The sequence below is a fragment of the Sphingomonas flavida genome, assembly GCF_036663655.1.
Taxonomy (GTDB): Bacteria; Pseudomonadota; Alphaproteobacteria; order Sphingomonadales; family Sphingomonadaceae; genus Sphingomonas.
Map to the genome: position 1 here is coordinate 1 of NZ_JAXOJH010000006.1, position 25,485 is coordinate 25,485.

A 25,485-nucleotide genomic window follows, 5' to 3' on the forward strand; every position below is an offset into this window, starting at 1 on the left:
CCATCCATGGCCTATGGAACGCCATCGGCCGCATCCTCGACCTCTACTCACCACAGGAATGTGCCAACTACTTCGCCGCGTGCGGATATGATGCAGACTGATCGAAAACCGCTCTAGAAAACGGCCAAAAATATCTGCGGAGCCGAGCGCCCACTATCTGAGTAAGAGAGAAAACTAGGCGCAAAAAAGGGTGTTACCCTTCTGGCATCGGCCACCCGAACCACGACGTGGGTACGAATGTGGGGCCTGCCGCCGACGCTCAGACATTTTCTGAGCAAAAACAATAACTTACGGAGAATAAATGGCGGAGCGGGAGGGATTCGAACCCTCGATACGGTTTTGCCGTATACTCACTTTCCAGGCGAGCGCCTTCGACCACTCGGCCACCGCTCCGCATGAGTCCATGCCTGGAACACGCGCCCCTAATGCGCTTCGCGGCCTCGCGCAAGCGATTGCGTGGGACGCCGGGCTGGGGCAGTCTTGGCCCCCATGACGATCGCGCTTCTGCTGGCCGCGCTTCTTGCGCAGGCCTCGCCCGCCCCCGCTCCGCCTGTACAAGCTGGCGATCCCCTGCCCGGCGACTGGATCGCGGTGCCCGATGACGAGATCCTGGTCTTCACCCTGTCCAACGGACGGACGGTGACGATGCGGTTGGCGGCCGGGCAGGCCCCGGTGCATGTCGCCAACATCCGTGCGCTGGCGCGGGCGCATTGGTGGGATCAGGGGACCAGCGTGTACCGCGTGCAGGAGAATTACGTCGCGCAATGGGGCGATGCGACCGAGAAGAAGCCGCTGCCGACCGGCATCGTCGCCAATCCCCCGGCCGAATATGACCGCCCGGGCAGCAGCGCGGTCGCGCGGTTGAGCAAGCCCGACCCTTACGCGACCTGGGCGGGGTATAGCCGCGATGGCTGGCCACTGGCGGGCAACGGCACGCGCGAGTGGATGCCGCATTGCTACGGCATGGTCGGCGTCGCGCGCGACCTGGCGCCCAGCACCGGCACCGGGGCCGAACTTTACACGATCATCGGCCAGTCCCCGCGCGCGCTGGACCGCAATATCGCGGTGGCCGGGCGGATCGTCGACGGCATGGACGCGCTGTCCACCCTGCCGCGCGGCACCGGCGACCTGGGTTTCTACAAGGACGAAGGGCAGCGGCTGGCCATCGTCTCCGCACGGTTGGCGAGCGAAATCCCGGCCGGGCAGCGTCCGCGTTACCAGTATCGCGAGACGGTATCCCCGCGCTTTGCCGCGTGGATCAAGGCGCGGGAGAATCGCAGGAACGACTTCTTCACCGTGCCTGCGGGGGGCGTGGATATCTGTGCGGCCTTGCCGCCGGTCCGCAAGGCGCCTTGAGGGTTTAGCGTGGCCTTCGACTTCGCTCAGGCTGAACGGAGCGAGGGAGTAAGGCCCATCATACCAAGCTCCGTTCAGCCTGAGCGACGTCGAAGACCAAGGGAATAGGGGGCCGCCGGATAACCAGCGGCCCCGTCCCGGTTACGCCGCCTTTTTCCCCGGCTCGATCCGGTTGGCAACCAGGTGATCCACCACCGCCGGATCGGCCAGCGTCGAGGTATCCCCCAGCGCATCGACCTGATTCTCGGCGATCTTGCGCAGGATGCGACGCATGATCTTGCCCGAGCGGGTCTTGGGCAGGCCCGGCGCGAACTGCAACGCGTCGGGCGTGGCGATCGGTCCGATCTCGCGACGGACCCACTGGATCAGCTCGCTACGCAAGCCCTCGTCCTCCTCGACACCCGCGTTCGTCGTGACGAAGGCATAGATGCCCTGCCCCTTCACGTCATGCGGCATGCCGACCACGGCGGCCTCGGCGACCTTCGCATGGGCGACCAGCGCAGATTCGACCTCGGCGGTGCCCATCCGGTGGCCCGACACGTTGATGACGTCATCGACCCGGCCGGTGATCCAGTAATAGCCGTCCTCATCGCGGCGACATCCGTCGCCGGTGAAGTATTTCCCCGGATAGGTGGTGAAGTAGGTCTGGAAGAAGCGGTCATGATCGCCCCAGACGGTACGCATCTGCCCCGGCCAGCTATCGGCGATGACGAGGTTGCCCTCCACCGCGCCGTCCAGCACCTTGCCCTCGGCATCGACGATCTGCGGCAGCACGCCTGGCAGCGGCAACGTCGCCGAGCCGGGCTTCAGCGCCACCGCACCGGGAATCGGAGCGATCATGTGGCCGCCGGTTTCGGTCTGCCACCAGGTGTCGACGATCGGGCAGCGCCCCTCGCCCACCACCTTGTAATACCATTCCCAGGCTTCGGGATTGATCGGCTCACCGACCGAACCCAGCACGCGCAAGCTGGAACGGTCGGTCTTTTTCACCCATTCGTCGCCCTCGCGCATCAGCGCGCGCAGGGCCGTCGGCGCGGCATAGAAGGTCGCGACCTTGTACTTGTCGACGATCTGCCAGAAGCGGCTATGGTCCGGGTAATTCGGCACGCCCTCATACATCAGGGTCGTCGCGCCATTGGCCAGCGCGCCGTAGACGACATAGCTGTGCCCCGTGACCCAGCCCACATCCGCGGCACACCAGAAGATTTCACCCTCCCGGTAATCGAACACATGCTGATGGGTATAGGACGCCCAGAGCAGGTAACCGCCGCTGGTGTGCAGAACGCCCTTGGGCTTGCCGGTCGATCCGCTGGTATAGAGGATGAACAGTGGGTCCTCCGCCCCCATCAGCTCGGGCGCGCAGTCGGAGTCGGCGGCATCGACCAGATCGCCATACCATTGGTCGCGACCGTCCTTCATCGTCACGTCGACGCCGCTGTGGCGGACGACGACGACATGGTCGACCGCCACGCCGTCATGCTCCAGCGCGGCGTCGACATTGGCTTTCAGCGGCACCGCCTTGCCGCCGCGACAGCCGCCATCGGCGGTGATGACGATACGCGAATCGCAATCGACGATGCGGTTGGCCAGGCTCTCGGGTGAAAAGCCGCCGAACACGATCGAATGGATCGCGCCGATCCGCGCGCAGGCCAGCATGGCGAAGGCCGCCTCGGGGATCATCGGCAGATACAGGGTGACGCGGTCGCCCTTCGCGACGCCCAGCCCCTTCATCGCATTGGCCAGGCGACAAACCTGCTCGTGCAGTTCGCGATAGGTGATGCGGCGATCGGTGCCGGGCGCATCGCCTTCCCACAGGATCGCGACCTGGTCGCCGCGCGTTTCCAGATGCCGGTCGATGCAGTTCGCGGCGACGTTCAACTGGCCGTCGGCGAACCAGTTGATGCGGAAATCCGCCTCGTCGAAGCTGGTGTCCTTCACGGTGGTGAAGGGCGTGATCCAGTCGAGCCGCTGCGCCTCCTCGCGCCAGAATCCATCGGGGTCGGCCTTCGCCGCTTCATAGGCGCGTGCATAACCTTGCGCATCCATGGACGCGCTATCGGCCCATTCGGGAACGGGGTGAACATGGGCGCTCATGTCGATCTCTCTCCTGTCTTTTGCCTGATCCTTAGCAGTCCAACATGGCACCTGCCTATCGGCTCCATGACAAAGTGCTTCCCGGGTCGGGCGGGGCGTCAACCTGGCACGGCAAAATGTCACCGCGTTGACGACCGATATTCACAATGTCGGCGCGGCGGCATCAAGACGACGCGGGGGAGGCCCGACAATCTGATCCACCTGGGGCAAGATATGGATCACCCCCTCTATTCCTCGTGCCCAAGCAACGCTACAGCGGCTTATCGTCAGGTTTCGAAGGGGGGGACGGAACGAGCATGACCGCGACTGCCCACGGCCCGACCGACATACCAGCCGGTTTCGCCGCTGTTCTGGCGCGAAGCGGCGAGATGGGACGGTTGATCGCGGGTTTCGACTGGTCGGCCACCCCGCTCGGGCCGATTTCGGACTGGCCGCAGAGCCGTCTGACCGCGATCGGGATCGTCCTGGCATCCTCGATCCCGATGGCGACGATATGGGGGCCGGAGGGCATCCTGATCTACAATGCCGGTTACGCCGCCTTTTCGGGCGACCGGCACCCGGCGATCCTGGGCTGTCCGCTGGTCGAATGCTGGCCGGAGGTGGCGGCCTTCAACGCCGAGGTGATCGCCGCGGGCCTGGGCGGGCGCACGCTGGCGTTTCGCGACCAGGCGATGCTGCTGGGACAAGGGGGCGCGACCGAACAGCACTGGCTGGACCTGGACTATACGCCGATCGCCGACGAGCACGGCCACCCCTCGGGCATCATGGCAACGGTGATCGACAGCAGCGCGCGGATGCGCGACCGGCAGGATCGCGAAAACGCCCTGTCCGCCGCACGCGAGAGCGAGGCGCGGTTCCGCAACGTCGCCGACCATGCGCCGATCGTCATGTGGGTGACCGATACCGGGGGGCGCTGCACCTATATCAACCGCACTTGGACGTTGCAGACCGGGCAGCCTGTCGGCGAAGGGCTGCATTTCGGCTGGGCCGCGATGCTGCACGCCGACGACCGCGACATGGCCGAGCGGGCATTTCGCGATGCCATGGCCGACCAGCGCCCGTTCCAGATCGAGTATCGGCTGGCCCAGGTAGAGGGCGGCTATCATTGGGTGATGGTCACCGCCATTCCGCGCTTCGACGATGACGGCACCTTCCTGGGCATGATCGGATCGGTCGTCGACATCGACGAGCGCCGCCGCGCCGAGGCGGCGTTGCGCGACATCAACGCGGTGCTGGAGCGCCGGGTGATGGAGGCGCTGGCCGAGCGCAAGCTGTTCGCCGACATCATCGATTCGACCGGCACGCTGGTCCAGGTATTGGGATTCGACCACCGCTATCTGGCGATCAACCGCGCCGCCGCCGAGGATTTCGAACGGCTGTTCGGCATCCGTCCACAGATCGGCCAGCACAAGGTCGAGGCGATGGCCGGGCGGCCCGAAATCCTGTCGGTGATGCGCGATTACTGGACGCGCGCGCTGGCGGGCGAGGAGTTCGCGGTCATCCAGGCGCTCGACGATCCGGCGGGGGAGCGGCACCATTACGAGCTGCGCTTCAGCCCGCTGGTCTCGGCGGAGGGGACGCCGATCGGTGCGTACCAGTTCGCGACCGACGTCTCGGAGCGGCTTGCGCAGCAGGAACGGCTGCACGACATGGAAGCGCAGCTGCGTCAGAGCCAGAAGATGGAGGCGGTGGGCCAGCTGACCGGCGGCATCGCGCACGACTTCAACAATCTCCTCCAGGTGGTGGTCGGCAATCTGGAAATGCTCGACCGGCTGCTGCCCACCGACGAGCATCCGCGCGCCCGGCGGGCCGCGACCAATGCGATGACCGGGGCCAAGCGCGCCGCGACGCTGACCCAGCGGCTGCTCGCCTTTTCGCGGCGCCAGCCGCTGGCCCCGCAATCGGTCGATACGCAGCGGCTGGTCGACGGGCTGTCCGACCTGTTGACCCGGACGCTGGGCGAACAGGTCAACCTGACCGTCGCGAGCGCGCCCGGCCTGTGGATGGTCGAGGCCGATCCCAACCAGCTGGAAAGCGCGATCCTGAATCTGGCGGTCAATGCGCGCGATGCGATGCCGCATGGCGGCACGCTGGCGATCACGATGCGCAACGCCACGCTCGACGGACTGGCGACGATGGCGGCGGGGCCGGTGCCCTATCCCACCGATCCGGGCGATTATGTCGCGATCGACGTCAGCGACACCGGCACCGGCATGGACCGCGCGACGCTGGGCCGCGTGTTCGAGCCGTTCTTCACCACCAAGGAAGTGGGCAAGGGCACGGGCCTGGGCCTGTCGATGGTGTACGGCTTCGCCAAGCAGTCGGGCGGACAGGTTCAGATCGAATCCAAGCCCGGCGAGGGCACCTGCGTCACCCTGTTCCTGCCGCGCTTCGATGGCGTCGCCCCGCCGATCGAGACCGTCGCCCCGGTGTCGCGACCGACCCACGGGTCCGAGACGATCCTGGTGGTCGAGGACGATGCCGATGTCCGCGCCTATTCGACCGAGGCGCTGCGCGAACTGGGCTATGACGTGCTGGAGGCGGAGGACGGCGCGACCGCGCTCGCCCTGCTCGAGTCGCCGGGCGCCAGCGAAATCGCGCTGCTCTTCTCCGACGTGGTCCTGCCGGGCGGCATGACCGGCGCGGACCTGGCCTCGGCGGCGCGGGCGCTCCACCCCGAATTGAAGGTGCTGTTCACCACCGGCTATGCCCGCGACGTGATCGTGCATGGCGGACGGCTGGACGCGGGCGTGGCGCTGATCACCAAGCCGTTTGACTTCGCCGACCTGGCCGCGCGTATCCGGGCGATGCTCGACGGGTAAGGCTTTGCCGGGCGGGACGGGGGCGCTGCAACCGGGTGTCATGGATTATTCCACACCCGATTCATCCTCTTGCGCGTTTGGCGCGGGGGGACGAAAGGACGGGGATGGCATCGCGGTTTCGGCATTTCTGGAGCGAGGAGGAATGGTCCTTCGCTCCCCATGAGAAGCCGACCATTCCGGGATCGCCCGGCAATTTCGACCATCCCGGACGGCGGCGGCTGGCCTATGGCGTCATCGCGGTCCTGATCGGGCTGACCGGCGGGCTGGGCAATGCGCTGGTCCAGGTCAACACGATCCAGCTTCAGGGCGCATTGGGGCTCGACCCCACAGAGATCGCGTGGCTGCCGATCGCCTATGTGATGACCAACGCGTCGATCAACCTGCTGCTCATCAAGTTCCGCCAGCAATTCGGCCTGCGCCCCTTCGCGCTGGTGTTTTCGGGCCTCTATACGATCCTGGCCTTTGCCCATCTGTTCGTGCGCGACTTTTCGACGGCGATCGCGGTGCGCGCGGCCAGCGGCATGGCGGCGGCGGCGCTGTCGTCGCTGGGCATGTATTACATGATGCAGGCGCTGCCCGCGAAGTGGCGGCTGAAGGCGATCGTGCTGGGCATCGGGGTGCCGCAATGCGCGACACCGCTCGCCCGGCTGTTCTCGCCCGACCTGCTCGCCATGTCGCAGTGGCGAACACTCTATTTGTTCGAATTCGGGCTGGCGGCGATCAGCCTGGCCTCGATCATCGCGCTGCGCCTGCCGCCGACCCAGAGGCAGAAGGCGTTCGAGCCGCTCGATTTCCTGACCTTCGCGCTCTACGCACCCGCCATCGGGCTGTTCTGCGCGGTGCTGGGCCAGGGGCGGCTGGTCTGGTGGACGCAGGCCGCGTGGATCGGCTGGGCACTGGTCATTGCCATTCCGCTGCTCGCCGCCGCGCTGTGGATCGAGCATCACCGGGCCAATCCGCTGCTCAACACGCGCTGGCTGGGGTCGATGGATATCGTGCGCTTCGCGATCGTCACGATCATGGCGCGCATCGTCTTTTCCGAACAGAATTTCGGTGCCGTCGGCCTGCTCACCACGCTGGGCCAGAACAACGACCAGTTCGGGACGCTGTTCACCATCGCCTTCATCGCCTCGGTCGCCGGGGTCGTCGCCAGCGCGGTGACGCTGGACGTGACGCGGCTGACCCACCCGGTCATGTATGCGATCGGGCTGGTCGCCATCGCCGCCTATGCCGACAGCTTCTCGACCAACCTGACCCGCGCGCCCGAGCTGTATGCGACGCAAGCGGTGATCGCCTTTTCGACGACCTTCTTCCTGGGCCCGTCGCTGCTGTTCGGCATGACCCGCGCCCTGCAACAGGGGGCGGGCCACGTCATCAGCTTCATCGCGCTGTTCGGAATGCTCAATTCGGTGGGTAGCCTGGGCGGGACAGCCTTGCTCGGCACCTATCAGACGATCCGCGAAAAGGCGCATAGCGCCGCCATCGTGCAGAATATCGACCCCACCGACCCGCAGGTGACGCAACGGATCGCGGCGGGCGGTGCGCGGGTGTCGGGCGTGGTCGGCGACCCGACGCTTGCCCGCGCGGAGGGTGCCGCGCTCCTGTCGCAGACCGCCACGCGCGAGGCAAATATCCGGGCCTATAACGACGTATTCCGACTGGTCGCCGCCCTGGCGGCCGCCGTCACCCTGTTCCTCGCGCTGCTGACCTGGCGGCGCGCACGCCGCGCCCGTGCGGCCGAGGCCAAGCCATGACCGACACCCGTTCGCCCGTATCCCCCACCCCGATGACCGAGGCCGCCGCCGCCGAGGCGGGCGTTCCCCCGCCCGGCCCCGCAACCGGCCCGACCCCAGCGGCGCCGCCTGCCATAGCCTCGGGCTGGCGGCCGCCATCTGGTGGATGGCGATCACGCGCGTTGATCGCGCTGCTCGTGATCGGCGGCATCGCGGCGGTGCTGGCCGCCTGGCGGCTGCCGCCCTTTTCCAGCGCGATACAGTCGACCGACAACGCCTATGTTCGTGGCCGCACCACCGTGATCGCGCCGCAGGTCAGCGGCTATGTCACCGCCGTCACGGTGAAGGATTTCGAGACGGTCCGCGCCGGCCAGCCGCTGGTGAAGATCGACGACCGCATCTATCGCCAGCGGGTGGACCAGGCGACCGCGCAGGTCGAGGCGCAGGCCGCCACCCTCGCCAACAGCCGCCAGACCCAGGCGTCGCGCACCGCCAGCCTCGCCGCCCAGGATGCCGCCGTCGCCAATGCCGAGGCGCAGTTGATGCGCGCGCGCGCCGACATGGCGCGGGTCAACGACCTCGTCACCGACGGATCGGTATCCTTGCGCGAACGCGACCAGACGCTGGCCGCGCTACGCCAGGCGCAGGCGCAGTTGCGCCAGGCCCAGGCCGCGCGCGAGATCGCCCGACAGGATGTCCGCACCGTCCAGGTTGGGCGCGGCGGTCAGCAGGCCGGCGTGTCGGGGGCCGAGGCCGCGCAGAAACTGGCCCAGATCGACCTGGCCAACACCATCGTCCGCGCTCCGGAAAACGGCCGCCTGTCCGAAGTCGGCGTGCGGCTGGGCCAATATGTCACGGCGGGATCGCAACTGATGTTCCTGGTGCCGCCCGAAACCTGGGTCATCGCCAATTTCAAGGAGGCGCAGACCGCGCGCATGGCGGTGGGCCAGCCCGCCAGCTTCACCGTCGACGGCTTGAGCAATGCCCGGCTGAAGGGGCATGTCGAGCGGATCTCACCCGCCGCCGGGTCCGAGTTCGCGGTCTTGAAGTCGGACAACGCCACCGGCAACTTCACCAAGGTGCCGCAGCGCATCGCCGTGCGCATCCGCGTCGATGCGGGCCAGCCGCTCAGCCAGCGGCTGCGCCCCGGCATGTCGGTCCAGGCCAGCGTGGACACCTCGGGCGGGCCGACCGTGCGATGAAGGCGACGGCCCTGCCTCTTGCCGCCGCGCTGCTGCTGGCCGGGTGTATCGGCCCGCGTCCCGCCGCCCCGGCCGCCAGCGCCGTCGTGCCGCCGCCCGCCTGGCGCACCAGCCTGGGCCCCGGCAGCCCGATCGCGGCCGATTGGTGGCAGGCGTTCGGCGACCCGCAGCTGACCGCGCTCGTCACCCGCGCGCTGGCCGACAGCCCGGATCTGGGCAGTGCGGCGGCGCGTGTCGAGGAGGCGCGGGCCCAGGAACGGCTCGCCCGCGCGCAGCTGTCGCCCAATGTCTCGGCGGGCCTGCCGCTGTCCGAGGGGCGCAGCGTCACCGCCTTCGGCACCGGGTTGGACCAGCTGGGCGCGCAGCCGCTGGTCCAGGCCAGTTATGATTTCGACCTGTTCGGCCGCTTGCGCAACGCCCGCGAGGCCGCACGCGCGCAGTTGCTGGCAACCGAGGCCGCGCGCGATACCGTTCGGCTGGCGCTCGCGGCCGGGGTCGCCAGCGGCTATGTGACGCTGCGCGCGCTCGACCACCGGCTGCACATCGCCGAGGAGACGCTGGCCGCGCGTGACGATGCGCTGCGCATCGCGCGGCGCCGGGCCGAGACGGGTTATACCTCCAATCTGGAATTGCGGCAGGCGCAGGGTGAATATCGCGCCACCGAACAGCTCGTCGCCGCCGCACGGCTGGCCGTCACGCGACAGGAGAATGCGCTGAGCGTCCTGATCGGCGGCACGCCGGGGCCCATCCCGCGCGGCCTGGCCATCGACCGGCTGGTCCGCCCCGCCATTCCCGACGGTCTGCCCGCCGACCTGCTGCGCCGCCGCCCCGACCTGTTCCAGGCCGAACAGGCGCTGGTCGCCGCCGACCGCTCGCTCGACAGTGCGCGGGCGGCGATGCTGCCCAGCCTGGGGCTGACCGGCACGGCGGGCGTGGTGCTGTCCAGCGCGCTCCAGAATCCAATCACCGTCTTTTCGATCGGCGGCAGCGTGCTGGCCCCGATCTTCGATGCGGGCCGCCTGCGCGCACAGGCCGATGCCGGTGCGGCGCGGCGCGACCAGGCCGCCTATGCCTATCGCCGCACCGCGCTGACCGCGTTTCGCGAGGTGGACGACAGCCTGGCCTCGGTCCGGCGATCGGGCGAGCAGGCGGTGGCGCTGGCCGGGCAGCGCGCGGCGCAGGCGGATGGCCTGCGCATCGCCTCCAACCGCTACCGCGCGGGCTATTCGGGCTATATCGACCAGCTCGACGCGCAGCGCGGGCTGCTCAACGCCGAACTGGCGCTGGCCGAGGCGCAGGCCAATCAGCTGACCGCCTATATCACCCTGTATCAGGCGATGGGCGGCGGCTGGTCGGCGGACGCGATCCGCGCCACCGCGCGATAGGTCGCACGCCCGGGGACGATGGCCGCAATCGCTTTCAGTGAGCGATACGGGTCATGGAACGCCAGCGGCCTTGGCGCGCTGACCCCTGCGAACCGAATGAGCAATGGGAGAGCCGATATGGGCGTGAACGTAATCTACAAGACGAAGGCTACGGCAACCGGCGGTCGTGACGGTGCGGCGCGTAGCGAGGATGGCTCGGTCGACGTCAAGCTGGTCGTGCCGAAGGAAATGGGCGGTCCGGGCGGCGAAGGTGCCAACCCGGAAAAGCTGTTCGCCGCCGGTTACTCGGCCTGCTTCCTAGGCGCGATGAAGGCGGTTTCGGGCAAGGAAGGCGTGCGTGTGCCGCAGGACGCCACCGTCACCGCCGAAGTCGGCTTCGGCCCGCGTGAGGAAGGCGGTTATGGCATCACCGTCGACCTGCTGGTCGACCTGCCCGGCGTCGATCGTGCCGAGGGCGAGAAGCTGATGCACGCTGCGCATCAGGTCTGCCCCTATTCCAACGCGACCCGCGGCAATGTGGATGTCGGACTGACGCTCGCCTGAGCCCCGACGCCACCCTTTCCGAAGCCCTCCGCCCGCTCGCCCGGCGGAGGGCTTTGTCTTTCCAAAGGACCCGATGATGACCCGCCCGACCGGCACCGAAAGCTTTGCCCTCAACCAGACGATGCTGCGCATCCGCGATCCGAAGCCCTCGCTCGCCTTTTACCAGGACGTGCTGGGCATGACGCTGCTCCAAAAGCTGGATTTCGAGGAGATGCGCTTCTCGCTCTATTTCCTCGCCTATCTGGCGGATGGCGAATCGATCCCCGAGGATCCGGTCGAACGCGCGCATTTCATCTTCGACCGCGAGACGACGCTGGAGCTGACCCATAATTGGGGCACCGAGTCGGACCCCGATTTCCAGGGTTATCATGATGGCAATGCCGATCCGCGCGGCTTTGGCCATATCGGCATCAGCGTGGCCGATGTCGCCGAGGCGTGCGCACGATTCGATTTGCTGGGCGTAACCTTCAAGAAGCGGCCGCAGGACGGCAAGATGAAGGACATCGCCTTCATCATCGATCCCGACGGATACTGGATCGAAATCCTTTCCGCCTCGGGAATGACGCAAAGCCTGACCACCGCACGATAATTCAGAAACGACGCATAACTGCCCCTTCTCCGGGCGTGGTCCATATGGAAACCGGATATTTACTCGTCCTGTCCATAATGGTCACTCACACCGGAGGACGGGGCGAATCTCCCCCATCTTCCGTCCGCACCGAGCGCTCCCGCTCGCAAGCCGGTTGTTGGAGAGGTCCGCCGTTATGTTGTCCTGGTTTGCCAAGACGGCCCCCATTCGTCTGAAATTCGACGTTCTGACGATCGTCTACACCGGTCTCGCGGCCATCGGCCTGGGCGCGACCATGATGGCGAGCGGTGGCCTGGTCCTGACCCCGCCGGTCATCGCCGCCGCCGCCGTCCTGGTGCTGTCGTTCGTCATCATGCGCGTCAGTCGCAAGCTGATCTGCGATCCGTATGTCGGCAGCGTCGTGGCGATGGAGGCCCTGGCGGCGGGCGACGTCAGGCAGGACGTCCTCTACACCGATTATCGCGACTGTATCGGCCGCATGGCCAAGGCCATAAAGGTGTTCCAGAGCAACGCCGCCAAGGTCCAGGAAGCGGCAAAAGCGCAGGAGATCGTCGTCGAAGCGCTGGGCCGGGGCCTGAGCGAATTGGCGGACGGTAACCTGACCGAAACCATCCATGCGCCATTCCCGGCAAACTATGACAAGCTGCGCACCGACTTCAACCGCGCGACCGATTCGCTGGCCCGTGCCATGGGCTCGGTGACCGTCGCCACGCATGGCATCAACGCAGGTGCCAACGACATCCGCCAGGCGTCGGACGACCTGTCGCAGCGCACCGAGCAGCAGGCCGCCAGCCTGGAGGAAACCTCGGCCGCGATGGACGAGATCACCTCGACCGTCCGCCAGACCGCCGAGGGGGCCAACCGCGCCAACCGCGCCGTCGCCGATGCCCGGATCGAGGCGCAGCAGTCGGGCGAGGTCGTGCGCCGCGCCGTCACCGCCATGGCCGGAATCGAACGCGCCTCCAGCGAGATTTCCGAGATTATCAGCGTCATCGACGGCATCGCCTTCCAGACCAACCTCCTGGCACTGAACGCCGGTGTCGAGGCGGCACGCGCCGGGGACGCGGGCAAGGGCTTCGCGGTCGTCGCCTCCGAAGTGCGCGCCCTGGCGCAGCGCTCGGCCGACGCCGCCAAGGACGTCAAGTCGCGCATCCTCGCCAGCTCCGAACAGGTCGAATCGGGCGTCGGCCTGGTCAGCGAGACCGGCAAGGCGCTGGAGCGGATCATCGGCCAGATCACCGAGATCAGCACGCTGGTCGAAACCATCGCCAGCTCGGCCGAAAAGCAGGCGATCGGGCTTCAGGAGGTCAACACCGCAGTCTCCGCGATGGACGGCGTGACCCAGCAGAACGCCGCGATGGTCGAGCAGGCGACCGCCGCTGCCCGCTCGCTGGCGGTCGAGGCCGACGGCCTGGCGCGCGAGATCGCCCGCTTCCGCATCAACAACCAGCCGGAGGACCGCTTCGTGGCCCCCCAGCCTTCCGCCCAGCCCGTCCATCAGTTGCAGCAGCGCGCCGCCGCCGCCGGGCGCCGCATCGCCCAGACCGCGCGCGCCGTACCCTCGTCGTCGGGCAATACTGCCCTGGCGGTGAACGGCGACGACTGGACCGAATTCTGACCCACCGGGCGGGGTCTATCCCCGCCCCTTTCGACGCATCCGCCTTTCCGTTTCCCGTTCCCGCCAGCCCGTCCGGAGCCCGACCATGTCGACCCTGTCCCTCGCCCCCGTGCTCGACACCGCCGCCGCCGCGCCGCTGCGCCAGGCGCTGCTCGACCTGATCGCATCGGGCGATGCCGTGTCGGTCGACGGGTCGCAGGTGGCGCAGGCGGGCCAGGCCTGTCTCCAGGTGCTGGCCAGCGCGCAGGCCATGGCCGCGTCGGTCCGCGCCGATTTCGAACTGCACCACCCATCCGAGCCGCTGGCTTCGATGATCGCGCTGGCGGGGCTCGACAGCCTCGTCGCAGCCGCCTGAAGGGGCCGACCCGATGAACCTCGACGAAATCCAGCAGATTTTCTTCCAGGAGTGCGAGGAAGGTCTCGGCGCACTGGAAACCGCCTTTGACGACCTGCGGCGCGGGCGACAGGACGACGAGACGATCAACACCGTGTTCCGCGCGGTCCATTCGATCAAGGGCGGCGCCGGGGCGTTCGGGCATGAACGGCTCCAGCATTTCTCGCACCATTACGAAACCGTCCTCGACCTGATCCGCAACGGCACGCTGCCGCTGGGGCCCGCGCTGATCGACCTGATCGTCGCGGCCTATGACACGCTGTCCGACCATGTCGCCGCCGCGCGGGGCGAGGGCGCGCTGCCCGCCGACCAGCCGATGCTCGATCGGCTGGAGGCGGCCGCCAATGGCGATATCGGCTCGGGCCCTGCCGATCTGGACGATGACGCCGCCGAGCCGGTGGCCGATGCCGCCCCGGCACTCGACGATTTCGACTCGCTGTTCGCGATGCTCGAGGAGCCGGAGTTCGCCGCCCCGGCCGAACCGGTGATCGCCGAGTGGATCGTCACCATCCATCCCGGTCCGCGCGCCTTCGACCACGGGGCCGAGCCCATGCTGGCGCTGCGCGAACTGGTTCGCATGGGCGGCCGGACGCTGGGCGCCGACCTGTCCGCGCTGCCGCTGCTCGACGGGCTGGATGCCGAACGCTCCTATCTGGGCTTCACCATGGCGCTGCCCGGCACGACGGACGAAGAGGATATCCGGGCGGTCTTCGACTTTGCCGATCCGCATTGCCGCCTGACCGTCACCCGCGCCGACGCCACGCCGGTCGTACCGGTCGAGGCCGAGCCCGAGCCCGTCGTCATCGCCCCCGTGGTCGAAGCCGCGCCGGTCATCGTCGCCGCGCCCACGCCCGTCATCACACCCGCGCCCGCCCCCACACCTGCTGCACCGGTTCCGGTTCCGGTTCCGGCTCCGGCTGCGGCACCCGCCGCTGCCGCAGTGGCCGAAACCGCCGGTGGCCCGCGCGTCGCCGCCACCCAGACGATCCGCGTCGACCTCGACAAGCTGGATCGCCTGGTCAACCTGGTCGGCGAGCTGGTCATCACCCAGGCGATGCTGGCGCAGCGCCTGTCCGAAAACGAGATGGGCTCGATCCCCGAGCTGTCCGACCTCGACCACCTGACGCGCGAGCTGCAGGATTCGACCATGGCGATCCGCGCCCAGCCGATGAAGACAGTGTTCAGCCGCGTGCCGCGCATCATCCGCGAGCTGGAGGTCGAGACCGGCAAGCGCGTCCGCCTGGAAGTCGAGGGCGAGATGACCGAGGTCGACAAGACCGTGGTCGAGCGTATCGGCGAGCCGCTGACCCACCTGATCCGCAACGCTGTCGACCATGGCCTGGAAACCCCGGCCGATCGCAAGGCGGCGGGCAAGGACGGCGAAGGTGTCGTCACCCTCTCGGCCGCGCACCAGTCGGGCCGAATCGTCATCACCGTGGCGGATGACGGACGCGGCATCGACCGCGCGCGGGTCAAGGCCAAGGCGATCGAGCGCGGCATCATCGCGCCCGACGCGCCGCTGTCCGAGGAAGAGATCGACAATCTGATCTTCGCCCCCGGCTTCTCGACCGCCGCCGTCGTCTCCAACATCTCGGGCCGCGGCGTGGGCATGGACGTGGTGCGCAAGAACATCCAGGCGCTGGGCGGCCGCATCGGCATCCAGTCCGAACTGGGCAAGGGGTCGAGCTTCTCGCTGAGCCTGCCGCTGACGCTGGCCGTGCTCGACGGCATGATCGTGACCGTCGGCGACCAGACCTTCGTCATTCCGCTGACCCATATCGTCGAGAGCCTGCGCCCCGGCATCGACGAGGTGCATGTCGTCGGCGGCCAGTCGCCGCTGCTCGACGTGCGCGGCACCTATGTCCCCGTCCACCGCGTCGGCGAGCAGCTGGGCGTGACCGGTGCGATCGCCCAGCCCGAAAAGGCCGTGCTGATCGTGGTCGAAAGCGACCAGGGCCAGGCGGTGCTGATGGTCGATTCGATCCAGGACCAGCGCCAGGTCGTGGTGAAGAGCCTGGAGGCCAATTACCGCGCCATCCATGGCCTGGCCGGTGCGACCATCCTGGGTGACGGTCGGGTCGCGCTGATCCTCGATGTCGACGCGCTGATCGGCCGCTGGCGGCGTGACGGGCGTGGCTCGGGCGCGGCGGCCTTCCTCGAAAACCTCGCCGCATGAGCGCGCTTGCCGCCCTGACCGGTCGCGGTGGCGCGCCGACGCCCGACCGCGAGATGGAGTTCGCCTTCTCGGCGGCCGACCACCGCGCGATCGCCGACCTGATCTATGCCGAATCGGGCATCCTGCTGCCCGAGAGCAAGGCCAAGCTGATCTATGGGCGGCTGGCCCGGCGTCTGCGCGCCTGCGGGCTGAACGACTTTCCCACCTATCTGGCGCTGGTCGAAAGCGATGCCGAGGAACGCGCCCGCGCGGTTGACGCGCTGACCACCAACCACACCTCGTTCTTCCGTGAAAACCACCATTTCGAACATTTCCGCGACAGCCTGTGGCCGGAATTTCGCCAGCGGCTGGCCGGTGGCGGGCGGGTGCGGATCTGGTCCGCCGCCTGCTCCAGCGGTGAGGAACCCTATTCGCTGATGATGACGATCGCGGGCCAGGACCCGCGCGCCGCCGAAAAGCTGGCAAGCCAGGATTTCCGCCTGCTGGCGACCGACCTGTCGCCCAGCGTCATCGCGACCGCGCGTGCGGGACGCTATGCGCTGGACACGACGCGCGCGATGCCCGCGGCGATGCGCAGCGCCTGGTGCCGCCGTGTCGGCGAGCAGGAGGAACTGCATCCCGCGTTGCGCGCGCCGATCGCCTTTCGCGAGCTGAACCTGCTGCGCGGGTGGCCGATGAAGCGGCCGTTCGACGTCATCTTCTGCCGCAACGTCATGATCTATTTCGACGATGCCACCAAGGCACGGCTGATGGGCCGCTTCGCCGACCAGATGGTCGCGGGCGGTATCATCTATATCGGCCATGCCGAACGTATTCCGACCGAGGTCGCCGACCGGTTCCGCTGCATAGGCCGCACCGCTTTTCAGAAAGTCTCCTGATGGCCATTCGAACGCTGATCGTCGACGATTCCCCCACCATGCGGGCACTGATCGCGGGCATGTTGAGCCGCGATCCCGATATCGAGGTCGTCGGCGCCGCCAACGGCCCGCACCAGGCGCGCGAGATGATCAAGGCGCTGGACCCCGATGTCATCACGCTGGACGTCGAGATGCCCGACATGAACGGCCTCGACTTCCTGGAACGGGTGATGCGGTTGCGCCCGATGCCCGTCGTCATGCTGTCGACACTGACCCAGGCGGGGGCGGACACCACGATCCGCGCGCTGGAGCTGGGCGCGGTCGAATGTTGCGCCAAACCGGCGGCGGGATGCGTCGACCGCAACCTGGTCGCCAGCGTGAAGGCTGCGGCGGGCAGCCGTCGCATCCGCCTGAACGATGCCCCCGCCGCGGCACCGGTGCCCAGCGTGCATTTCGAGCCGCGCGCGAAATCGCTGATCGCGATCGGCGCATCCACCGGCGGGGTCGAGGCGCTGATCCAGGTGTTGAGCGGCTTTCCGGCCAATTGCCCGCCGACCGTCATCGTCCAGCACATGCCAGCGACCTTCACGACCAGCTTCGCCGCGCGGCTCGACCGGCTATCGCAGCCGACCGTGGCCGAGGCGCGGCACGGCCAGCCGCTGCTGCCCGGCCATGTCTATCTCGCGCCCGGCGGCACCCATCACCTGGAGATCGGCGGCAGCGAGGGCCAGTATCGCGCGCGCCTGATCCCCGACGATCCCACCAGCGGCCACCGCCCGTCGGTCGACCGCCTGTTCCAAAGCGTCGCCAAGGTCGCCGGTCCCCATGCCGTCGGCGCGATCCTGACCGGCATGGGCCGGGACGGTGCGCAGGGGCTGCTGGCCATGCGCGGCCAGGGCGGCTTCACCATCGGCCAGGACAAGGAGAGTTGCGTGGTCTACGGCATGCCGGGCGTCGCGCAGGAAATCGGCGCGGTCGCGCGCCAGTTGACGCTGACCCGCATCGGGCCCGCGCTGATCGACCGGTGCCGCGCATGATCGCGGTCCCGCCCCTCGCCACCGCGCGCCCGATCACGAACCTGGCGCAACGCGACGGCCTGCGCCGGGTCGCGGTGATCCAGGGAGAGACCCGCGTCAGCCAGGACAAGGAGATCGTCCTGACCACCGTCCTGGGCAGTTGCATCTCGGCCTGCCTCTACGATCCGATCGCGGGCGTCGGTGGACTGAATCACTTTTTGCTCGCCGAACCGGGCATGGGTGAAACGGATCCTAAATCCATGCAGCGCTATGGTGTGTATGCGATGGAAGTTCTGATCAACGCGATGATGGCGCTCGGCGCACAGCGGCACAGCCTGAAAGCCAGGCTGTTCGGCGGTGCGATGATGCGTGACGGGTTCCGCGACATCGGCACCGCCAATGCGCAATTCGCGCGCCGCTTCCTGGCGGACGAGCGAATCGCGCTGGTCGGTGAGGATGTCGGCGGGGTCAGTGCGCGCCGCGTCGAGTTCCGTCCGGCGCTGGGCCTTGCCCGGTGCCGCCATGTCACCGACGCGCTGGCCCCGCCGCCACGCGTCGCCCGCCCCACCCCGCCACCCGCCGCAACCGGCGACGTGGAGTTCTTCTAATGACCCAGATTCTGTCGAAAGGCCCCTTCGTGTCCCAGACCATCATGACCGTGGACGATTCGCCCAGCATGCGAATGCTTCTGCGCGCCGCGCTGACCGATATGGGGTATCAGGTGATCGAGGCCGAAGACGGCATCCATGCGCTCGATACGCTGGACGGCGTGACGCCCGCCACCGCCCCCGACCTGGTCATTACCGACATCAACATGCCGCGCATGGACGGGTTCGGCCTGATCGAGGCGTTGCGCCGCCAGCCGGGGCATCGCAACCTGCCGATCCTGGTGCTGACCACCGAAAGCTCCGACGAGAAGAAGGCGCGCGCGCGCGAGGCCGGGGCGACCGGCTGGATCGTGAAGCCCTTCAACCCGGAAAAGCTTGCCGCGGCCATTCGCCGCGTGCTGCACTGATCCCCACGCCCGAGGAACCGACATGTCCCGTCAGCTCATCACCTTCCAGCTCGGCGACCAGATACTGGGCGTCGACATCATGGCCATTCGCGAAATCCGCGCCTGGTCGCCCGCCACCCCGCTGCCCAACGTGCCCGCCTATGTGCGCGGCGTCGTGAACCTGCGCGGCGTGGTGCTGCCCGTCCTCGACCTGCGCCATCGGCTGGGTTGGGGCGTCACCGATCCCAGCGCGCGCCACGTCATCATCGTGGTGCGGATCGGCGACCAGCTCCAGGGCCTGATCGTCGATGCGGTCAACGACATCGTGACCATCCCGCCCGAATCGATGCAGCCGCTGCCCGACATGGGCGACGCGACCGCGGCCCATTATCTGGAAGGGCTGGCGACGATCGAACAGCGCCTGATCCTCATCCTGGCGCTCGACCGGCTGACCGACAGCGTGGGCGTGACGGCCGAGGCGGCCTGATCCCCTTCTCCCTCTTCTCTCCTGCCGCGAAGTCTCGCTCTGCGACGTGACGGCGTATCCGTCTTGGAAGGTAATGCGTAATGGCCGACGTAAAGGTTCTGGTGGTCGACGACTCGCTGACGATGCGGGTGCTCATCTCGGGTGCGCTGGAGCGGATCAAGGGCGTGACGGTGGTCGGCGCAGCGGACGGCGCGGCCGAGGCACGCCAGATGGTCGATAAATATCGGCCCGAAGTCATGACGCTGGACGTCGAGATGCCGGGCATGAGCGGCCTGGAATATCTGGCCGAGATCATGGAATCGCGGCCCATGCCGGTCATCATGTTCTCGACCCGCACGGCGGCGGGCGCGGCGGAATCGATCGAGGCCCTGCGGCTGGGCGCGATCGACTGTTTCCCCAAGCCCAAGGTGGCGGTGCAGGCGGAACTCGACGCGATCATCGGCAAGCTGGGCAAGCGCATCAAGTCGGCGCGCAACGCCGACCTGAAGCGGACCACGGCAAGCACGCTGCGCCATGCGAAATCGGCACCGCCGTCGCCGATGAACTGGAACGGTCGCGTCCTGGCGATCGGCGCGGACGCCGCCAACACCCCGGCGCTGTTCGAGCTGTTCCAGAGCTTCCCCGACAACTGCCCGCCGACGCTGGTCGTGCAGCAGATGACCGCCGGGCTGCTGACCCCGATGGTCGAGAAGCTGCGCGAGCAGGTCGCCCCCAAGGTCGTCGAGGCGACCGACGGCATGAAGGTCGAGCAGGGCACCATCTATTTCGCGCCGCAGGGCGAGACGCATATGGTCATCGACCGCTGGCCCGAGGGCACGATCCGGCTGCTCCCGCGCGAACCGGTATCGGGCGAGCGGCCGTCCATCTCGCTCCTGTTCGCCTCGGTCGCCAAGGCGGCTGGCAGCAACGCGCTGGGCGTGCTGGTCGCACTGGACGACGAGGACGGATCGGCGGGTCTGCGGGCGATGCTGGCGGGTGGTGCCTATGCCATCGGCCGTACCGGGACCGATTTCACCCTGTCCAAGGGCGCGGTGTCGCAGCCGGTGGCGCGCGACGCGATCGCCGCCAACGTCATGAAGCTGTGCAGCAAATGACCCCGGGCGCGGGCAATGATGCGCCGGAGACCGTCCTGGACGGCGCTCTGGCGCTGGCGCTGGCCGACGAGCTGGTCGAATTGACCCGCGCGCTGGCCGACATGGCCTTTGAACTGGGCAGCGATGCCGACACGCTGCGCCGCCATATGGTCAGCATCCAGTCGGTCGACCGGATCACCCAGACCCAGCTGGCGATCGCCGACATCCTGCGATCCGACGCGCCCGTCGCGCGGCGGATCGATGGGGTTACGCTGGAGACGCTGGCCCAGCGCCTGCGCCACCGCATCGCCCAGGCGGCCTGACCGCGCCCCTCTGCCCCCTACCGCCTGACCCTTTGTCAGGCACTCAGTCCGTCGGCCCCGTCATGTCGCGGGTCGTGATGCGTTCGATCATCGGGCGCATGGTGTTCAGCCATTGGCGGACATTGGCACGCGCCCCCTCGCTCAGGCTCAGCAGCGCCAGGCGACGATCGGTGGGATGCGGCGCGCTTTCGAACATACCATTGGCCACCAGCATGTTGATCCAGCGGACCGCGGTCGTGCGCGGCACCCCGGACGCGCGGTAGCAGGCACTGGTTTCCACCGTCCGCCCCGCTTCCTGTTCCAGGAACACGAACAGCAACATGTCGAAGGCCGGATCGGCGAACAGCTCGGCGTCGAAGAAGCCGCCTATGCCCTCGCGCGCCGTGCGAATGATCCGACCGATATCGGCGGCGGTGATCCGCGCCTCGGTCTCGTTGCGGACCATCGATTCCACCACGGCCAGTTCGTCACGGATTCGGCGAAGGCGATCGTCGATCCCCGACGGCCCATGCCCTCCCAGTGCATCGTCGCGGTTATTCATGATCTCCGCACTCCGGCCCATATATGTTGTTCCCCCCACAGGCAGAGATTTGAGATGCTTGTAGCGTTGCCGTTTCCTATTCCGATTTTGGCACGTCGTCGCAATTCATCCGTGAAGGCGATGGCATTAAAATTAGGCTAGGTTAACCAGAAACTTCTCCGGTTGCCCCTTTATGCGATCCCGGATCGGAGTAATCTTGCGGAAACCGGGCCTTGCAATTCGCGCGATATGCCGGGCCGCATATGGAACATGCGGCCCGACGCCTTAAAAGAACAGCTTGCGGACCGACAGCCGCACCGTCCGGCCCAGCGGATCCAGATAGCCCGGCTGATAGCCGATCGGCACGGTGCCAGTCGAATCGGTGACCCGCTGCCGCTGGTTGAAGACGTTGTCGACCACCAAGCTGACCCGCGTACCGCGCAGCCAGGGATGCTTCTTCAGAAGCTCGAGGCGCTGCCCCAGATCGGCGAACAGTCGGAAATCGACCGTCGCCAGGCTGCCAAATTCAAGCGGATTGGGATTGCCCGGCGTGCCGCCGTTCACCCGCGTCGCGCTGCGCCAGTTGCCCGACAGCCGCAGGCCGAGGCCGTTATTGGCATAGCCCGCCTGCGCCTCGACCTGATGGCGGGAGGTGCCGCCGCTCGACCCGATCGCATCGCCGCGCAGCAGGTCCAGGTCCGGCCCGCCATCGGCGACGATGACCCGGTCGGCAAAGGTCCAGGTGTGATAGAGCGCGAATTGCACCCGGCCGCCACCGCCGCCCCGGCCCCCGCCAAAGCCGCCGCCACCACCACGGAACCCGCCACCCGGACCACCGGGGCCACCTGCCCCCGGCCCGCCTGCGCCCGGACCACCGGGACCGCCCGGAGGCGGGGCGTCGCCGGGGCCGCCCTGTGCGTCGCGTCGCGGACCTTCGCCGCCGCCCGGACCACCTTCGCCTCCGCGCCGACCGGGGAAGTTCAACCCGGCAAAGGGATTGGGCCCGCTCCCGGCGCGAAACGCCTCGATCTCCTTCTGGATCTTCGACTTGATCGGCTTGGAGAAGTTCAGGCCCCAGCGCAGTTGCGACCGCTCGGTCCGTGCGAAGTTGATCGGGCGCGAATCCACGCGCAGCAAATTGCCGCCCGCATCGCGGGTGAAGCGATCGGGGAACGCCTCCTCGATCGCGGCGGTCGGCGTCGGGAAGGACGCGATCGGATCGTCGGTGTTGATGCGGTAGTAATTGGCGGTCAGGTTGATGTCGCGGGCTTTCCACGGCTTGACGTTCACGCCCAGCTTCATGACGTGGCGATTGTCGGCGACCAGCGCGGGGTTGCCGCCGGTCACCGCGGTGATCGTCGCGGTGGTGCCGCGCACATAGTCGAACAGGCGGACATTGGGCGTGGTGATCGTCGGATTGCCGAGCTGCTGCGCGGTGGGCGCATCCTCCTGATCGGCCCAGGAGGCCAGGAAGCGAACCCCCTCAAGCGGCGACCAGTTCGCGCCGTAACCGATCGTGGTCAGCGTGCCGAAGTCCGACAGGTGGTCGGCCCCGGCATTCACGTTGAGCGACAGATCGCCGATCGCGCCTAGCACCTGGCGGTCGCGATTGGCGATGGGGAAGTCCAGATTGACCTGGCCGTTGACGATGTCGCGCGACACCCCGCCCGTCTGGGTGATGCCGAACCGGGTCGACTGGCTGGAGAAATCGCTCGTCTCGCCGCCCAGCTTGACGCTGGCCTGCACGTCACCAGCGGGCAGCGCGAAGACCCGGCCGTTGAGCAGCGCATCCACCTCGCCGGTGGACGAGGTCGATCGGGCGAAGTTGCGCGCCGCCAGACCCAGCGCGTCGAGCGGGCCGTAAGGATTGGCGGTCGGATCGCCTGCGTTCAACCGCGCCTGGAGGCCCGTGATATCCAGCCCCGTATCGGTCGCCACGCGGCTTTCGGCACGGTCGTACGATCCGGTCAGCGACCAGCGCCACTTGCCGATATCGCCGTTGAACGCCGTGCCCAGATGCGCGGTCAGCCCGGTATTGTCCTGGACCAGCGGACCATAGGCATTGGTCAGGCGGCTGATCGTCGCCGTCGTGGCGAAGGGCGAGTAGGGATTGCCGACCGGCAGGACCAGATTGGCCGAGGGCAGGCCGTTCCAGCTGTTGCTTTGCGTCGTCTGCACCTCGGCATTGAACGAGGCGGACACCTTGTCGAAGATGTTGCGCGCATAGACGACATTGGCGTCCCATTGCCGCTGCGCCGATTGCAGCGTGCGATAGGGGGTGACGTCGGTCGCGGTCGCGGGACTGCCCGCCAGCTGTGCCAGCGTCGGCGCGGCGCTCAGCCCGCCGGGCACGCCGACGGTGCTGGGGTTGGTTCCGGTCAGCGCGGCGAGGCCGGGGTCGGCGGTGACGATGTTGCCGCCCAGCGAAGCGTTGGAGGACGGCGCGATGATGCCGCGTTCCGCCTCGGTCAGGCGCGAGGTTTCCGAATAGTCGGTGTGGATGCTCAGCCGCTTGTCCTTGCGGATCTGCAACCAGTCGAGCTTGCCCTGGCCGGTCGCCGAGCCCCCTTGCGTCGGCACCGTCCCGATCGCCTCGGCCGCCAGCGAGCGGAAGCGCGGGCGCAGGACGAAGTTCACCACCTTCTGATCGGCGCGGTAGCCGTATTTCAACGACACTTCTTCGGGCAGGATGTCGACGCGCAGGATCGCCTCGGTCGGCAGGTCGCGGATTTCCTGGAAGCCCGCGATACGGCGACCGTTGAGCAGGATCACCGGCGAGCCGCCACGCCCGCTGGTCGTCTGCGGCGCCAGTTCGGTCAGCAGGTCGGCGACGCTCGACACGCCGTAGGCGCGGACGTCGGCGGGGCTCAGCTGCTGTTCGGGCGGAATGTCGCCGGGCACCTTGCCGGGTTCGCGGCGCGCGGTGACAACGACGTCACCCTCCTCGGCGCCTTCGTCCTCCGCCTCGGGCTGTGCCTGCGCCTGAGAGCCGCTGCGCGCGGCCTGTGCTTGCGTGGCGGGGGTCGCGGTGGCCGAACCGGCCGCGTCCTGGGCCGTCGTCGCCGGACCTGGGGTGGCGGGCGGCGTGGTGGCCGGCTGGGCGGGGGGCGTCGCCATCTGCGCCTGCGCGATCGCGGGCATCGCGCTCGCCAGCATCAAACCCGCCCAAAACCGCATGTCCGTCCCTTTTCCCATTATGCCAGGGCTTGGGCGTTAGGACGCAAATGTCGCACAAATGTGCCGCCGAGAGGCACAAATGTCGCGAGAGGGCGGCGAACCGTGATTCCTCCCCCATAGGGGGAGGGGGACCATGCGAAGCATGGTGGAGGGGTGTCGACCTATCGAGAGCGGGACACCCCTCCGTCAGCGCTATGCGCTGCCACCTCCCCTTGCAGGGGAGGAAAAAGTTAGCCCGCGAACGCCTTTTCGATCACATAGGCGCCCGGCTGCGCGTTCGAGCCTTCGGGGAAGCCCATTTCCTCGAACTTGGCGCCCAGCGACTTGATCATCTCCATGCTGCCGCACATCATGATCCGGTCGGTTTCCGGGTTGAAGCCGTGCGCGCTGGGCAGCCCGGCGAACAGGCGGCCATCCTCGATCAGCGCGTCGATGCGGCCCGACGTGTGGAACGGTTCGCGCGTGACGGTGGGGACATAGTGGAACTTCTCCGCCGCGACGTCGCCGACCAGGGGATCGTCGGCCAGCTTGGCCGCCAGCTCGTCATGGAACGCCAGGTCGCTGACCCGGCGGACCGAATGGACGATCACCACCTCGTCGAACATGTCGTAGATGTCCGGATCGCGCGCCACCGACAGGAAGGGCGCAAGGCCCGTGCCGGTCGACAGCATGAACAGCCGCTTGCCCGGCAGCAGCGCATCGGCGACCAGCGTGCCGGTGGGCTTGCGGCCCAGATAGATATTGTCGCCCGGCTGGACCTTTTGCAGCTTGCTGGTCAGCGGGCCGTCCTCGACCTTGATCGACAGGAAATCGAGCTTCTCGTCATAGGACGGGCTGGCGACCGAATAGGCGCGCAGCAGCGGCTTGCCGTTGTCCCCCTGGAGCCCGATCATCACGAACTCGCCCGAGCGGAAACGGAAGCTGTCGGGGCGCGACACCGAGAAGGAGAACAGATGCTCGTTCCAGTGATGGACGCTCTGAACCGTCTCGACGCTCAGCGCCGCGGTCGGGGTCAGTTCGGGCAGGGCAGTATCGGTCGACAAACCTCAAAACTCCTTTGCGCCCCCACCCGCCGATCGTCCGGCGGGAGGGGCGAACATGGTCGTGTTCGAATGAATCGGATGCG

21 protein-coding genes and 1 tRNA gene are annotated in these 25,485 nt (G+C 67.8%); 17 read left to right on the plus strand and 5 right to left on the minus strand.

Features of this window, described 5'->3' with window-relative positions; all coding sequences use genetic code 11:
- Positions 1-302 precede the first annotated feature (302 nt).
- A tRNA-Ser gene (locus tag U1703_RS08415) sits at positions 303-393 on the minus strand.
- Positions 394-489: 96 nt separating this feature from the next.
- Between U1703_RS08415 and U1703_RS08420 the strand changes: the two genes are divergently transcribed.
- Positions 490-1,356, plus strand: coding sequence for a peptidylprolyl isomerase (locus tag U1703_RS08420; RefSeq protein ID WP_332785333.1), 867 nt, complete (start codon positions 490-492; stop codon positions 1,354-1,356).
- A gap of 141 nt (positions 1,357-1,497) precedes the next feature.
- Here the strand turns inward: U1703_RS08420 and acs are convergent, their stop codons facing one another.
- Positions 1,498-3,450, minus strand: coding sequence for an acetate--CoA ligase (gene acs, locus U1703_RS08425; protein ID WP_332785334.1), 1,953 nt, complete (start codon positions 3,448-3,450; stop codon positions 1,498-1,500).
- A gap of 296 nt (positions 3,451-3,746) precedes the next feature.
- On the opposite strand from acs, the gene U1703_RS08430 reads away from it, so the two are divergent.
- From U1703_RS08430 to U1703_RS08505, 16 genes are all read left to right on the plus strand, one after another.
- On the plus strand, positions 3,747-6,272 hold the full coding sequence (locus tag U1703_RS08430) for a PAS domain-containing hybrid sensor histidine kinase/response regulator (RefSeq protein ID WP_332785335.1): 2,526 nt from the start codon (positions 3,747-3,749) through the stop codon (positions 6,270-6,272).
- Between the two features lie 104 nt (positions 6,273-6,376).
- Positions 6,377-8,026, plus strand: a complete 1,650-nt coding sequence (locus tag U1703_RS08435) for an MFS transporter (protein WP_332785336.1) — start codon at positions 6,377-6,379, stop codon at positions 8,024-8,026.
- On the plus strand, positions 8,023-9,207 hold the full coding sequence (locus tag U1703_RS08440) for an HlyD family secretion protein (protein ID WP_332785337.1): 1,185 nt from the start codon (positions 8,023-8,025) through the stop codon (positions 9,205-9,207). Before U1703_RS08435 ends, U1703_RS08440 begins: the two co-directional genes overlap by 4 nt.
- Positions 9,204-10,592: an efflux transporter outer membrane subunit gene (locus U1703_RS08445; RefSeq protein ID WP_320453139.1), complete on the plus strand. Its 1,389-nt coding sequence runs from the start codon at positions 9,204-9,206 to the stop codon at positions 10,590-10,592. The genes U1703_RS08440 and U1703_RS08445 overlap by 4 nt, the downstream gene beginning before the upstream one ends.
- A 117-nt stretch (positions 10,593-10,709) precedes the next feature.
- Positions 10,710-11,135 (plus strand): organic hydroperoxide resistance protein, encoded by a 426-nt coding sequence (locus U1703_RS08450; RefSeq protein ID WP_320453138.1) that lies wholly within the window; start codon positions 10,710-10,712, stop codon positions 11,133-11,135.
- Positions 11,136-11,211: 76 nt separating this feature from the next.
- Positions 11,212-11,724 (plus strand): lactoylglutathione lyase, encoded by a 513-nt coding sequence (gene gloA / locus U1703_RS08455; RefSeq protein WP_332785338.1) that lies wholly within the window; start codon positions 11,212-11,214, stop codon positions 11,722-11,724.
- A 175-nt stretch (positions 11,725-11,899) separates the two neighbouring features.
- Positions 11,900-13,342: a methyl-accepting chemotaxis protein gene (locus tag U1703_RS08460; protein WP_320453136.1), complete on the plus strand. Its 1,443-nt coding sequence runs from the start codon at positions 11,900-11,902 to the stop codon at positions 13,340-13,342.
- 85 nt (positions 13,343-13,427) lie between these two features.
- On the plus strand, positions 13,428-13,697 hold the full coding sequence (locus U1703_RS08465; RefSeq protein WP_320453135.1) for an STAS domain-containing protein: 270 nt from the start codon (positions 13,428-13,430) through the stop codon (positions 13,695-13,697).
- 13 nt (positions 13,698-13,710) lie between these two features.
- Positions 13,711-15,912, plus strand: coding sequence for a chemotaxis protein CheA (locus tag U1703_RS08470; RefSeq protein WP_332785339.1), 2,202 nt, complete (start codon positions 13,711-13,713; stop codon positions 15,910-15,912).
- On the plus strand, positions 15,909-16,790 hold the full coding sequence (locus U1703_RS08475; RefSeq protein WP_320453133.1) for a CheR family methyltransferase: 882 nt from the start codon (positions 15,909-15,911) through the stop codon (positions 16,788-16,790). Before U1703_RS08470 ends, U1703_RS08475 begins: the two co-directional genes overlap by 4 nt.
- Entirely contained in the window at positions 16,790-17,806 is a 1,017-nt protein-coding gene (locus tag U1703_RS08480; RefSeq protein WP_332785340.1) for a protein-glutamate methylesterase/protein-glutamine glutaminase, read from the plus strand. The genes U1703_RS08475 and U1703_RS08480 overlap by 1 nt, the downstream gene beginning before the upstream one ends.
- The gene (locus U1703_RS08485; protein WP_320453189.1) at positions 17,803-18,393 is read left to right on the plus strand and encodes a chemotaxis protein CheD; all 591 of its coding nucleotides are present in this window, start codon (positions 17,803-17,805) and stop codon (positions 18,391-18,393) included. Before U1703_RS08480 ends, U1703_RS08485 begins: the two co-directional genes overlap by 4 nt.
- A gap of 29 nt (positions 18,394-18,422) precedes the next feature.
- A complete protein-coding gene (locus U1703_RS08490; protein ID WP_320453131.1) occupies positions 18,423-18,800 on the plus strand; it encodes a response regulator in 378 nt (125 codons plus the stop codon).
- Between the two features lie 22 nt (positions 18,801-18,822).
- Complete coding sequence (locus tag U1703_RS08495) at positions 18,823-19,266, plus strand: chemotaxis protein CheW (RefSeq protein ID WP_320453130.1); 444 nt, start codon at positions 18,823-18,825, stop codon at positions 19,264-19,266.
- An 80-nt stretch (positions 19,267-19,346) separates the two neighbouring features.
- Positions 19,347-20,360: a chemotaxis protein CheB gene (locus U1703_RS08500; RefSeq protein WP_320453129.1), complete on the plus strand. Its 1,014-nt coding sequence runs from the start codon at positions 19,347-19,349 to the stop codon at positions 20,358-20,360.
- Positions 20,357-20,662 carry a hypothetical protein gene (locus tag U1703_RS08505; protein WP_320453128.1) on the plus strand — a complete coding sequence of 102 codons (306 nt, stop codon included), beginning with the start codon at positions 20,357-20,359 and terminating at the stop codon, positions 20,660-20,662. Before U1703_RS08500 ends, U1703_RS08505 begins: the two co-directional genes overlap by 4 nt.
- 43 nt (positions 20,663-20,705) lie before the next feature.
- Here the strand turns inward: U1703_RS08505 and U1703_RS08510 are convergent, their stop codons facing one another.
- From U1703_RS08510 to U1703_RS08520, 3 genes are all read right to left on the minus strand, one after another.
- Positions 20,706-21,203, minus strand: a complete 498-nt coding sequence (locus U1703_RS08510) for a hypothetical protein (RefSeq protein ID WP_320453127.1) — start codon at positions 21,201-21,203, stop codon at positions 20,706-20,708.
- Between the two features lie 264 nt (positions 21,204-21,467).
- Positions 21,468-24,359, minus strand: coding sequence for a TonB-dependent receptor (locus U1703_RS08515; protein ID WP_332785341.1), 2,892 nt, complete (start codon positions 24,357-24,359; stop codon positions 21,468-21,470).
- A gap of 230 nt (positions 24,360-24,589) precedes the next feature.
- Positions 24,590-25,402, minus strand: a complete 813-nt coding sequence (locus U1703_RS08520; RefSeq protein WP_332785342.1) for a ferredoxin--NADP reductase — start codon at positions 25,400-25,402, stop codon at positions 24,590-24,592.
- Positions 25,403-25,485: the final 83 nt, after the last annotated feature.